This window comes from Halobacillus litoralis (assembly GCF_020524085.2).
Classification (GTDB): domain Bacteria; phylum Bacillota; class Bacilli; order Bacillales; family Halobacillaceae; genus Halobacillus; species Halobacillus litoralis_E.
In genome coordinates, this window is sequence record NZ_CP129016.1 from 712,232 (window position 1) to 724,312 (window position 12,081).

At 44.7% G+C, this 12,081-nt stretch carries 14 protein-coding genes; 3 read left to right on the forward strand and 11 right to left on the reverse strand.

The annotated features are described in order from the left end of the window. The first annotated feature begins 9 nt into the window (after positions 1 to 9). On the forward strand, positions 10 to 453 hold the full coding sequence (locus tag LC065_RS03690; RefSeq protein WP_306163761.1) for an MFS transporter: 444 nt from the start codon (positions 10 to 12) through the stop codon (positions 451 to 453). Here LC065_RS03690 and LC065_RS03695 read toward each other — a convergent pair. The 9 genes from LC065_RS03695 to LC065_RS03735 form a co-directional block, all read right to left on the reverse strand. Further along, positions 385 to 1,191, reverse strand: coding sequence for a helix-turn-helix domain-containing protein (locus tag LC065_RS03695; protein WP_226594418.1), 807 nt, complete (start codon positions 1,189 to 1,191; stop codon positions 385 to 387). The two genes, LC065_RS03690 and LC065_RS03695, sit on opposite strands and share 69 nt — an antisense overlap. Next, positions 1,188 to 1,787, reverse strand: coding sequence for an MFS transporter (locus LC065_RS03700; RefSeq protein WP_306163762.1), 600 nt, complete (start codon positions 1,785 to 1,787; stop codon positions 1,188 to 1,190). The genes LC065_RS03695 and LC065_RS03700 overlap by 4 nt, the downstream gene beginning before the upstream one ends. A 3-nt stretch (positions 1,788 to 1,790) precedes the next feature. Next, positions 1,791 to 2,429 carry an MFS transporter gene (locus tag LC065_RS03705; RefSeq protein ID WP_306163763.1) on the reverse strand — a complete coding sequence of 213 codons (639 nt, stop codon included), beginning with the start codon at positions 2,427 to 2,429 and terminating at the stop codon, positions 1,791 to 1,793. Beyond that, entirely contained in the window at positions 2,426 to 3,475 is a 1,050-nt protein-coding gene (locus LC065_RS03710; protein ID WP_226594414.1) for an ArsR/SmtB family transcription factor, read from the reverse strand. Before LC065_RS03710 ends, LC065_RS03705 begins: the two co-directional genes overlap by 4 nt. 211 nt (positions 3,476 to 3,686) lie before the next feature. Beyond that, complete coding sequence (gene trxB, locus LC065_RS03715) at positions 3,687 to 4,640, reverse strand: thioredoxin-disulfide reductase (RefSeq protein WP_226594412.1); 954 nt, start codon at positions 4,638 to 4,640, stop codon at positions 3,687 to 3,689. A gap of 104 nt (positions 4,641 to 4,744) precedes the next feature. Then, positions 4,745 to 5,167 carry an arsenate reductase (thioredoxin) gene (gene arsC / locus LC065_RS03720; protein WP_226594410.1) on the reverse strand — a complete coding sequence of 141 codons (423 nt, stop codon included), beginning with the start codon at positions 5,165 to 5,167 and terminating at the stop codon, positions 4,745 to 4,747. A gap of 28 nt (positions 5,168 to 5,195) precedes the next feature. Then, positions 5,196 to 6,491 carry an arsenic transporter gene (locus LC065_RS03725; protein ID WP_226594408.1) on the reverse strand — a complete coding sequence of 432 codons (1,296 nt, stop codon included), beginning with the start codon at positions 6,489 to 6,491 and terminating at the stop codon, positions 5,196 to 5,198. A gap of 12 nt (positions 6,492 to 6,503) precedes the next feature. Further along, positions 6,504 to 6,851, reverse strand: coding sequence for an ArsR/SmtB family transcription factor (locus tag LC065_RS03730; RefSeq protein ID WP_226594406.1), 348 nt, complete (start codon positions 6,849 to 6,851; stop codon positions 6,504 to 6,506). Between the two features lie 93 nt (positions 6,852 to 6,944). Beyond that, positions 6,945 to 7,271, reverse strand: coding sequence for a four-helix bundle copper-binding protein (locus tag LC065_RS03735; protein WP_226594404.1), 327 nt, complete (start codon positions 7,269 to 7,271; stop codon positions 6,945 to 6,947). Positions 7,272 to 7,413: 142 nt separating this feature from the next. Between LC065_RS03735 and LC065_RS03740 the strand changes: the two genes are divergently transcribed. Together LC065_RS03740 and LC065_RS03745 are read left to right on the forward strand one after the other, a co-directional pair. Then, a complete protein-coding gene (locus LC065_RS03740) occupies positions 7,414 to 7,698 on the forward strand; it encodes a phospholipase (RefSeq protein ID WP_226594401.1) in 285 nt (94 codons plus the stop codon). A 409-nt stretch (positions 7,699 to 8,107) separates the two neighbouring features. Beyond that, a complete protein-coding gene (locus tag LC065_RS03745; RefSeq protein WP_226594398.1) occupies positions 8,108 to 9,256 on the forward strand; it encodes an FtsW/RodA/SpoVE family cell cycle protein in 1,149 nt (382 codons plus the stop codon). A 78-nt stretch (positions 9,257 to 9,334) separates the two neighbouring features. Here the strand turns inward: LC065_RS03745 and LC065_RS03750 are convergent, their stop codons facing one another. Continuing rightward, the gene (locus tag LC065_RS03750; protein ID WP_226594396.1) at positions 9,335 to 9,868 is read right to left on the reverse strand and encodes a hypothetical protein; all 534 of its coding nucleotides are present in this window, start codon (positions 9,866 to 9,868) and stop codon (positions 9,335 to 9,337) included. Between the two features lie 117 nt (positions 9,869 to 9,985). Continuing rightward, a complete protein-coding gene (gene glmS, locus LC065_RS03755) occupies positions 9,986 to 11,788 on the reverse strand; it encodes a glutamine--fructose-6-phosphate transaminase (isomerizing) (RefSeq protein WP_226594393.1) in 1,803 nt (600 codons plus the stop codon). Positions 11,789 to 12,081: the final 293 nt, after the last annotated feature.

Consider the following 12,081-nt stretch of genomic DNA (forward strand, 5'->3'; position numbering starts at 1 on the left):
GTGTATTTGGTGCTACGGTCATCCTTACGAATATGGTGCTTCCATTTTTCATTAAAAGATTTTCTCTCTACCACTATGTCGTGGGGGGCTGCGATCTGGGGGTCTGGAATTGCTTATTACGGCTTCTTTTATGGAGTGGGACACTTTTTCATCGGCTGTATTATTGTGGGAATCGGCATGCCGGTTGCCAGTCTCGCTCGTGTGTTCATCATCCAATCTGATGTACCGGAAGAAAAGATGGGAAGAGCGTTCAGCACGAATGCTGTCCTTTTGTATGCTTCCAATACGCTCTCCTTAATGCTTTACGGATTATTATCCACCTACATCCCCATCCGGTGGCTGATGTTTACGAGCGGAGTGATGATTGTCACAGGCAGTATAATTTTAACGACGGTTCATTTTATAAAACTCTCGAAACTGCGTCGGCGTTTTCTGATAGATTCTTTTAAATAGATGATTGTATGTCGTCATACTGGAAAATCCATGTTCCAAGGCAATGGATAAGACGGAATCATCCGTATCCATCAAAGGAGACTGACTTCGGAAGAGCCGATAAACTTGCAGCCACGAATATGGAGACAGGCCGGTTTCTTTTTTAAACGCGTGGGAAAATTGAAACTTGTTCATGCGGGCGACGGCCGCCATGTCATCTAATGACCATGCTTCCCTATAGCTCTCCTTCATCGCATTCATGGCCCTGTGAACAGGATCGTGCCCGTTAACCATAGGCCACTCCAACTGGTGAGACCCTGGACCATATTCCATCAATAAAACAGCGAGCTGCATGAGGCTATGATCCAAAAAGAGATGTGCTCCTTCTCCCTTTTGATAAAAGAAAAAGTCTCGAACAAAATGAGCCCACTGGTTCAAGTGTGGGTGTTTATAACCTATTGTAGCGAATTCGATCGGTGACCACTGGGCAGATCGTTGCATCCCCGCTTCCTGCAGCAATTCCGGACGAATTTCAACAAGAAACTTCTCCTTCGTGGCACTGAGTTGTTTATGTTGATCGTCAGGATTGAAAAGAAGAAATCCCTCTTTCTCTATCGAAATATCTCCTCGGGGCGTCTGATAGAGACCTTTCCCAAAGGGTGAAAAGATCAACTTATAGCAGTCATCCGCCCGCCAATCCCTTTCTCCAAGAAAGTCTGTCCGCTTCAATAGTAACCCTTGATCATGCGTCCAGATCAATGGGCCCCCTCCTCTCTATCTACTTTTTTTAATGAAGGATGCAAATAAATGAAAGAAGCGATGGTGGAGACACTTCCTCCAATCGCGATTGTCATGGATGTACTTATGTACTCACCAATGAGTCCAGCTACCAAAGCAGCCACAGGCATCAACGCCCACGTCATGAAACGGCTCGTGGCCTGCACCCTTCCGAGCAAATGCTCCGGCGTCAGCTTTTGCCTTAACGTTACAATACATGGACTGCTGATGGAAGCACAAATCGTTCCGACAGCGTTCAAAAGGGCTAGAGCAGTAAAAGATTGATAGAAACTGAACAGGAAGATAGAAAGGCCTCCGAGAGCGCCGCACCCAAATAATAGTGTGCGATAAGTAACCCTCCTTCTAAGGACAGGAGAAAGCACCGCTCCTCCAATGGCTCCTAGGCCGCCAATGGAAAGAAGCCAACCGATCGAGACACCTGAAAAACCAATGTCAGCTTTTAAATGGACAATCAGCATTGTCAAAAAGAGAGTCGTCCCAAATACAGAAAAGAACATAGCGATATTTGTATAGAGTAGAGGTTTCTGATGGATCACAAAGCGGAAACCCTCGCTCATGTCCTAGGTGAATGGACGCTTCTCCCCTTGCCTCCGCTCTCCTTCCAACCGCAAACTCCAAACTACTAGAAAGCCAATAAGAAATGAAAAACTATTTAAGATCATCCCAACCCCTGGATTGTAAATGGCCACTATCCAGCCGCCCAGCCCCGGGGCAAGAAAGACAGCCGTATGGAACATTCCCGTGTTCCATGCATTCACAAGATCGAGATCCTGTTTTCTTACGAGTTTCGGAATCGATGCAAATTGAGAGGTTTGATAGAGCTGTCCAAGCAGACCAATGACGAAGGCCGCCGCGTAGAGAACATAGATGGTCATCATTTCGTAAAGAAACAAAGCCCCTATGCTCCCGAGTAAAAGAAAACGGAAAAAATCACAAAACAACAGGAGCCGCTTCCGGTTCAACCGGTCCGCAAGCACACCTGCAAGTGGTTGTAACAAAACAGGTACTCTCTCAATAGCAGCAACGATTCCCATACTGAGCGGTGAACCGGTGAGAGCCAGCACCATCAAAGGGAGCGCAATGATGTAGATTTGATCCCCGAAAAAAGATACTAGATTCCCTCCAATGAAACGGAAGACCTGACGATTGGATGTGAATGCCGGTTTCTTCTCCGTCTGCCATGCTTCCGCACCGTTCATTTTTCCGCTCCCAAAAACAACTCCAATTCCTTCGGCAGCATTTCCCACGCCCGTGGGCTGACATGATACCGCGGACCATAAGCGACGATGAGACGGGCAGATTTCAACAGCTTCAAATGGTGGTAAATCGTCGTTTTACCCATATCAATCTCCTCGGTCATCTCTTTCAGGGTACGACCTCCATCCATTAAAATCTTTAGCATACGCAAACGATTCTCATCTCCCAGCGCCTTGAACTTCTGAACGAGCATTTGATCCGGAATATACGGGTCATTAGGGTGGATACTTTCATTGGCTACAGGGTAATAAAAGATTTTCTGCCCTTCAATATCGGCCTCTACATTCCACGGACGATAGATAAAGTGAGGAATCATGATGACTTTATAGACACTGGGCTCCGGCGTGTAACGGATTCCAGATGTCGCCCACTCCACAAAATCCTCCGCTTCCAATTTTTCAAGCCGTTTATTTTTTGAAAAGGCATCTCGTTCTAAAATACCTTTGAACTTCTCCTCCTCCGGCTGAATAACCGATTCATACCAGCCTGTCATCACCTCCTGGATATGACTCTTCAAGTGTTGCACATCCACCTGACTAATGTACGCAATGTAACGCGGAAAGAAGGCATGGTCCTTGGATGCTTCTTGAAGACGCGCCACGGCTTGTTGATCTCCTTGAGAAGCAAGCTTTCGATCTTGTTGATGATTCTTTCCTATGTAGGGAATAGCCATGTATCGAAACTCTTCTTCCTCTAAATTGATTAAAAAATCGTTGAATTCCTCCACTGAATCCATGTCCTTCTCATGAAGTAAAAGCAAGATCGTTTTCCACGTATTGTGCTCCTGGACCATTTCTAAATGAGCCAGCATTTCCTTAGATAACGATTGTTTAATCCCCTCCCATTGGCTTTCTGTATAGTCCAGCGTGTCCAAAAGTCGTTCGTTCGTAATGGCAGCGATGCCCAGTGCCGCTTCCCACAAAAGGGAATGCTTCACTTCTACATGATACGTCTCTCTTTTTCTTGAACTCATAGAAAATACTTCCATTTCATCACCTCTTGCAACCATTCTATACTTGTAGAATTTATAATTCAATATATATTGAATTAATTTTCAAAAAATATATTCAAATGCATTTTCCAATATATGTATGACCTGGTACACCATTATTTAGGTGATTCACTCAAAGTGACCTAACCTATTTCTGGTACAAAAAAAGCATCGATCTGTAAGAACAGATCGATGCTTACTCGAGTAATTAGGATAAGTTTTCGCTCCAGTCGATCGTCGCTTCTCCTTCAAGGAAACGCTCCGTATCCATGGCTGCCATGCAGCCTGTTCCTGCAGCGGTTATGGCTTGGCGGTATTTCTGATCCTGGACATCGCCACAGGCGAAGATGCCTGGAATATTCGTGTTGGTCGTCCCGGGATCAACGAGAATATAGCCTTTTTCATCCATATTCAGCTTCCCTTTCACAAATTCCGTGTTCGGATTGTGACCGATCGCAACGAATATCCCATCGGTTTCAATGACTTCTTCTTCTCCGGACTCGTTGTCACGGACCTTGATACCACTGATCTTCATGCCATCAGACACCATTTCGACCGGTGTTTTGTTCAACGCCCACGTCACTTTATCATTTTCTTGCGCACGTGTCTGCATGATTTTCGATGCGCGAAGATCATGACGACGGTGGATTACTTGCACTTCGCTCGCAAATTTCGTAAGGAAGGTCGCTTCTTCCATCGCGGAGTCCCCTCCACCAATGATGACGACTTTCTTTCCTCGGAAAAAGAACCCATCACAGGTCGCACATGTACTGACGCCTTTGCCGAGGTTTTCCTTTTCACCTGGAATGCCGAGCATTTTGGCAGAGGCACCGGTAGAGATGATCAACGTTTCCGTCTCCACTTCACCTAAGCCATCGACTTGAAGCTTGAATGGACGTTCTCCCACCTCTACATCTGTCACCCATCCGCGCTTGAAAGTCGCGCCAAAGCGTTCTGCCTGCTTTTTCATGTTATCCATGAGCTCCGGCCCCATAATGCCATCAGGGAATCCGGGGAAATTCTCTACTTCCGTTGTAAGCGTCAATTGACCGCCAGGTTCCGGACCTTCGATGACGAGCGGTTCCATATCCGCTCTTGCTAAATATACTGCTGCCGTCAGTCCGGCAGGTCCTGTGCCTAGAATAATGGATTTATAAGCCATTCAAACTCCTCCTTAAGCAAAAGGTCTCCTCCTTAGAGGTATAACCTTATTTCATGCGAGTCATGCCTATTTCCACTATATTCAGTTCAGCTTCCGGTGTTTTTTCACTCACCAGTTTCAGCGAACTTCTGGATACGTGCTTCGATTTCGTTACGCACACGCTGGAAGAATGCCCACTTCTCTTCTTCCGTTCCTTCCGCTTTCGCCGGATCATCGAATCCCCAGTGGAATCGATTAACATGTGGAGGGGTCATTGGACACTTATCGTTCGCATCTCCACAAAGGGTAATGGCGTATTCAGCGTTATTAAGAATATCCGGGTCGATAATGTCAGATGTTTGATCTGTAATATCTACATCCACTTCATTCATCGCTTTAACAGCATTCGGGTTCAATCCGTGCGCTTCAATCCCTGCAGATTTCACCTCATACTTATCGCTCAAGTATTTCTTTCCGAACCCTTCTGCCATTTGGCTGCGGCAAGAGTTCCCTGTGCATAGAAAATAGATGACTGGTTTGTTAGACATGTAGCATTTCTCCTTTTGTTTATAAAAATTAAAGTAGTAATAACCATAGATATAGCCCGACGAGCGTGATGAATAAGGTCGGTACGGTTAGGATGATTCCGACTTTAAAGTAGTATCCCCATGAAATTTTGAAGCCTTTTGTAGATAAAACGTGAAGCCATAATAAGGTCGCTAGAGACCCGATTGGTGTAATCTTCGGCCCAAGGTCTGATCCGATGACATTGGCATAAATGAGGGCTTCTCTCATCGTTCCTGCCGTATTCGTATCAGCAATGGCAAGAGCATCAATCATTACGGTTGGCATGTTATTCATGATGGAAGAAAGAATGGCCGCAATGAATCCCATTGAAACTGTCGCTGTGAACAAGCCTTGATCAGCTGTATATTGAATGACATTCGCAAGGATATCAGTCAAGCCAACATTTCGAAGTCCGTAAACAACCACATACATCCCGACAGAGAAGAAGACAATCGCCCATGGAGCACCTTTGATCACTTCTCCTGTCTGAACGGCTGCACTCCTTCTTGCCATCAATAGGAAAAAGACCGCGACAATACCGGCAATAATGGAAACAGGAATCCCCAAAGGCTCACTTGCGAAATATCCAATCAACAGAACAGCAAGAACGCCCCACGACATGCGGAACATCTTTTTATCCTGTATGGCTTCCTTCGGCTTTTTCAATTGAGATAAATCGTAATGATCAGGAATACTCTTACGGAAAAATAAGAATAAAACAAGAATACTTGCAGCGAGTGAGAACAGGTTCGGGACAATCATGCGTGACGCATACTCTACAAAACCAATATCAAAAAAGTCTGCAGATACAATGTTCACAAGGTTACTGACAATCAATGGCAAAGATGTCGTATCAGCAATGAAACCACTTGCCATAATGAACGGTAAAATCATAGCTTCCTTGAAGTTCAAATTCCTAACCATCGCAAGAACAATCGGCGTTAATATCAAGGCCGCTCCGTCATTTGCGAACAGTGCTGCAACGACCGCTCCAAGTAAGGTCACGTAAACGAACATCCGCTTTCCGTCACCCTTGGCTACACGGGCCATGTGAAGAGCCGCCCATTCGAAAAATCCAATCTCATCTAGAATCAATGAAATAATAATAATCGCAATAAAGGCTAACGTTGCGTTCCAGACAATGTCGGTAACGGCAAGGACGTCTTGAAAATCAACAACACCAAAAATCAGAGCAAGAATGGCACCCGCACACGCGGACCAACCAATTCCAAGATTCTTAGGCTGCCAAATGACAAAGACGAGCGTAAGTACAAAAATAATCGTAGCAATCAGTGCTAAACTCAAAAAACAATCCCCCTAGCTATCGCATTGGATCCGCAATCCCGCTTCTTCCAATGCTGTCAGTTTCTCTTTTTGGTCCGGGATCTGCTCCAGAACCTGTTGGATGATGGGATATGTGGCATGTTCCCTGTTCAACGAATAGAAAATCCACTGCCCTCTTCGTTGCTCTTTTACAAGACCAGCATCACGCAGCTTTCTCAGATGCTGACTGATTGAAGGCTGACTCATTTGCAACACTTCCACAAACTCACAAACACAACATTCACTATCTTTCACCAAACCAAGAATGGTCAACCGCGTTTTATCTCCTAAAAGCTTCAACGTTTGTGCGGCTTGTTCCAACTCAACGATTGTCTTTTCCATCAGAATCACCTCACCCTCCATCATAATATAAGCATATGCTTATATATGCAATATAAAGATTAAAAAAAGCCCCTGCACTCAGGGGCTCGGCAATTACGCTACCTGTTTCCACGCTTCCGCACAATCATAGCAAGCTTTGGCACAATCCTGGCAGTGCTGATGATCATGTTTCTTGCATTCATCTCCACAAGCCTGGCAAATTTTCGCGCAAACCCCTGCTAACTCAGAAACAAACGGTGAGTTTCTAGAAATGGATTGTTCTAAGTAACCACAAATATCAGCACATTCACGGTCGGTCCGAATACATTCGGCCATCATTTTTACATCTTCCTCTTGCAAACAAGCGTCATAACAATGGTTACATGCTTCCATACAAGCGTGAAGCTTTTGGATAAGGTTTTGGTATTTTTCGTGGGCCATCCTAGCTCCTCCTATCTTGTTATTGTTTAGTATGTAACTCAAAAGAGGGTTTTATAAAACTAGTAAGGGTACGAGACCATACCAAACTCGTAGCCTCATCATAGAATAGTTGTAGCCAATCTTTTGGATGGAGGAGAACCACATGTATAGAAGAAGAGGACCGGTACGCAGACCCGGGTTCTGTGTCTTTCCCGGCTACAACTACTGTGGGCCAGGATGCAGCGGCCCTGGAGAACCAGTCAATGCCGTTGATGCGGCCTGCAAAGCTCATGATGAATGTTATCGTCGCCGCAGAGATTATTGCGCTTGTGATCTTGAATTCATCAACCAGCTTGAAAGATTACAGAACCCTTATACCACAGAGGGTCGTCACGCAAGAACACTATATAAATATATGAGAATCCAGCGACTCTTTACCTGTTTCTAAAATATGCACGCCCCCAATCACCGTTCTTTTGGTGATTTTTTTATTCTTTAAACGATTTATATGACTTATTAAACGATATCGGAAGATTCCCCTACTGGGTATAAAGAATCGTTTTTTACTTGTATCGAATCGGGTGGGAAAATCTCCACTATTTCGCAGGAAAGCAAGTATTTCCCACTCTTCCTGCCTTCCAATACGTCAGACAACCTCCGATCATCCCGGAACTGATCCTTCAAAAATAGGTCGTTTATTGATACAAAAGTGTTACATTTTCATGTCCAAGAAAGAAAAGAATCCTTTATAATCGAAGAATAAGGAAGAGTTCACTTTTCAAACGTGTTACATGTGCTTATAATAGTCAACAGCACGCTTTTTTGCTTCGCCAACATGAGAGGATGTATAACCAAAAATGAAATTCGAAGAAAGATTCGATTGGCAGCTCTTTTTTATTATGTGTTGTTTCATAGCCGTCAGCGCAGTCGCTCTTTTCAGTGCCCAGCAAAGCACTCAATATAATGATAACTTTGTACTTAAACAGTTGGTCTGGTATGGACTTGGTGGCATCGTCATCGGCTTTATGCTTCTTGTCGACCCCGAAGATTTCAAGAAGATCAGCTGGTACTTATATGGTTTCGGCATCATCCTTTTAATCGCCTTAATTGTGGCTCCACCATCCATCGCTCCTGTCATCAAAGGGCAGAAGAGTTGGTTTGCCATGCCGGGATTGTCTTTGCAACCTGCAGAGCTTGTAAAGATATTCACCATTCTTGCCCTTGGGCGAATTGCCGTTGATCATAATCAAAAGCACCGTTCATCGGTCAAAATGGACTTTTTCCTACTGTTGAAACTAGGAGCGGTTACCGGCCTTCCTGTTCTTTTGATTATGCAGCAGCCTGATTTAGGGACAAGCCTTGTGTTTATCGCCATCTTAGCAGGATTCGTCCTGATTTCAGGAATTTCATGGAAAATCATATTACCTATTTTCACCATAATCTCAGCTCTTGGGACAGGGTTGATCTGGCTTGCTTTGAAAGCACCTGAGATTCTTGACCGGTATTTAGGTGTGAAAGAGTACCAGCTCGGTCGGATCTACTCCTGGTTCCAGCCGACCAAGTATGAAGACTCTTCTGGATACCATCTCGTCAAAGCGATGAGAGCAATTGGTTCCGGCCAGCTGTATGGAAAAGGGTTCGGCGAGCGGGAAGTTTATTTACCAGAAGCCCAAACCGACTTCATTTTTAGTATCATCGCAGAAGAATACGGCTTTCTCGGTTCTTGTATCGTCATCATCCTGTTCTTTCTGTTGATCTACCGCTTCACGACCATCGCTTTTAAAGCGAACAGCAACTACAGCTCGTATGTGATGGTTGGGATTATCAGCATGATTGCTTTCCACGTTTTCCAGAACATTGGGATGTCTGTGCAGCTGCTGCCGATTACGGGAATTCCACTGCCGTTCATTAGTTATGGGGGCAGCGCTTTGCTCGGTAACTTGATGGCGCTCGGCATTGCTTTTTCCATATCCTATCACCATAAGACGTATATGTTTGGAGAATAGAGTAACACCATGCAAAAAGGAGGCGTTTTGGAACGCCTCCTTTTTGTTTAACCTTAAAATCATACCCCTCCCCCACGATCATTCACGATCGATGGAATTGGCGATTTCCACTAATTCATCAGGGAAAAAGTGATCAGAAACGCGTTGATCCATACTCAACCTGTACTGCCAATGCTCCGTTTCAAAAACGAACACGTGAAAACCCGGGACTTTCACGAAAATTCCTTTCCCTCCAGTCTTCAACCTCACCTTTTCTATGATTCGCTTCTCATGAATAAATAATTTATTTTCTGCAGGGCGGATATCTAAATTAAAGTGATTTTCCGGTACATGCTCATTCAAGTACTCCACATTTAATTCCACATTCTTGTATCCACCTAACCGATTAACCTTGGCCAATACGTGCGTAAACGTCAAAGACGGAAGTTTTTCAGGAAAAGGTACTCTCTTATTCATTTGCTGTTCAAATTCTTCGACTGCTTCCTCCAAAGACTTATATCCATATTCAGCATAGAACTCTTCAAGGGGTTTGGGCTGGTCCACTTGAGCATATGCGGACGGATGAACAGCCAACAAACAGGTGATTAATAAAGCCATTGTATATTTCTTCATACAAACACCTCTAACTGCATCTGATAGATGTATTTTCCCCAGGTTATCTATCCCCTATCCAGAGGCAAGGAAGTAAAAAAGCTGACATCCTCAACGGGATGCCAGCTTTTCGAATCTTTATTCTACCGTAACACTCTTGGCAAGGTTACGTGGTTTATCTACATCACAGTCACGGTGAAGCGCTGCATAGTAAGAAATCAGCTGCAATGGAATGACGGAAACAAGTGGTGTCATCAGATCATGTACATGTGGAATAACGAAAGCATCGCCATCTTTATTCAAGCCTTCCATGCTGATGATCATGCTGTTTGCGCCACGCGCCTCCACTTCCTGGACATTTCCACGGATGGAGTAGTTGACATTTTTCTGAGTTGCAAGAGCAATAACGGGCGTACCATCTTCAATCAAAGCGATCGTTCCGTGCTTCAATTCGCCACCAGCGAAACCTTCCGCCTGAATGTAAGAGATCTCTTTTAACTTCAGAGAGCCTTCCAATCCGACGTAATAGTCGATGCCACGGCCGATGAAGAAGCAGTTACGAGTTGTTGATAGATACTCGCGTGCCAAGTCTTCCAACTTCTCTTTTTGATCAGTTAAAGCTTCCATAGCAGTTGCCACAATTCCAAGCTCCTGCATAGGGTCGAAACTAAGTTCAATGCCCTTCGCACGTGCTGTATCGACAGCTAGAATTGCAAGGACAGCCATTTGCGCTGTATAAGCTTTTGTAGAAGCTACAGCAATTTCTGGTCCTGCGTGCAGGTGCATCGTATAGTCTGCTTCACGGGAAAGGGTGGACCCTGGCACGTTCGTGATTGTCAGCGCCGGGTGGCCAAGTTCTTTTGTTTGGACAAGGACAGAACGGCTGTCTGCCGTTTCACCACTTTGAGAAATGTAAACAAACAACGGTTTCTCAGAAAGAAGTGGCATGTTATAAGAGAATTCACTAGCTACATGAACTTCTACTGGAATGTTTGCGAGTTTTTCAATGAACTGTTTACCTAAAAGTCCCGCATGATAACTCGTACCTGCAGCGATGATGTAAATACGGTCACAATCTTTCATCGCTTGGCGGATTTCAGGGTCCAGCTTGATCTCGTCATTCTCATTTTGATATTCCTGAATGATTTTACGGATGACGAACGGCTGTTCATCAATCTCTTTCAGCATAAAGTGAGGATACGTTCCTTTTTCGATATCTGTTGTATCCAATTCGGCTGTGAATGGTTCACGCTCAACCTTTGTACCATCCGGCTTTTGGATTTCAACACCATCACGGCGAACGATGACGGTTTCTTTATCCTCAAGCTCAAGGAATTGATCCGTTACGTGAAGAGCCGCCATGGAATCACTGGCTACAACGTTGAAGTCATCACCGATTCCTACTAATAGGGGACTCTTATTCTTAGCGACATAAATGGTATCGTGATCTTCACGGTCGATCATTGCAATCGCATAAGAACCAGTCAGAAGCTCGACAGCTTTACGGAAAGCTGCAGCTACATCGTTCATTTCGTTATTCAGGACTTCAATCAATTGAACGATGATTTCTGTATCTGTTTCACTCTTGAACTCTACGTCGCTCAGGTATTCATCACGAACGTCCACATAGTTCTCAATGACACCATTGTGAACGATTGTGAAGCGTCCGGAAGTACTTTGGTGCGGGTGGGCGTTTTCTTCGCTAGGAGCGCCGTGCGTCGCCCAGCGTGTATGTCCGATGCCGTGTGTCGCTTTGACATTTTCATCGACAGCCTCACGCAAGGATGCAATACGACCTTTTACTTTCGTCACTTCCACCCCATTATCGTTCAATGTTGCGATTCCAGCTGAATCATAGCCGCGGTATTCAAGCTTTTCCAAACCATTCAATAAAATCTCTTTTGTATCATTCTGTCCAATATATCCTACAATTCCACACATAATTGTTGTCCTCCTATTATCGGAGAAGGGCAACGAATGCTCTTTAGACTTCCAAGGGACATTCCGCTGCCCCTCTCCCGTTATTCTTTATTTGATCACTTCGTCCTGAATGTTTTGTACGGAAAGTCACCTTCCCGTTTTACATTCGGACATTCGGTTGAAGTGTGGCAACCGGGAGGCATCCGCCGAAAACTCGATGAACCCCCACCTCGTCAACTGTGTTCATTAAGACGTAGCACACAGTCCTGGCGCTTTATAAATAAGGAATGACCTCGATCCTCCTTAACTATTTC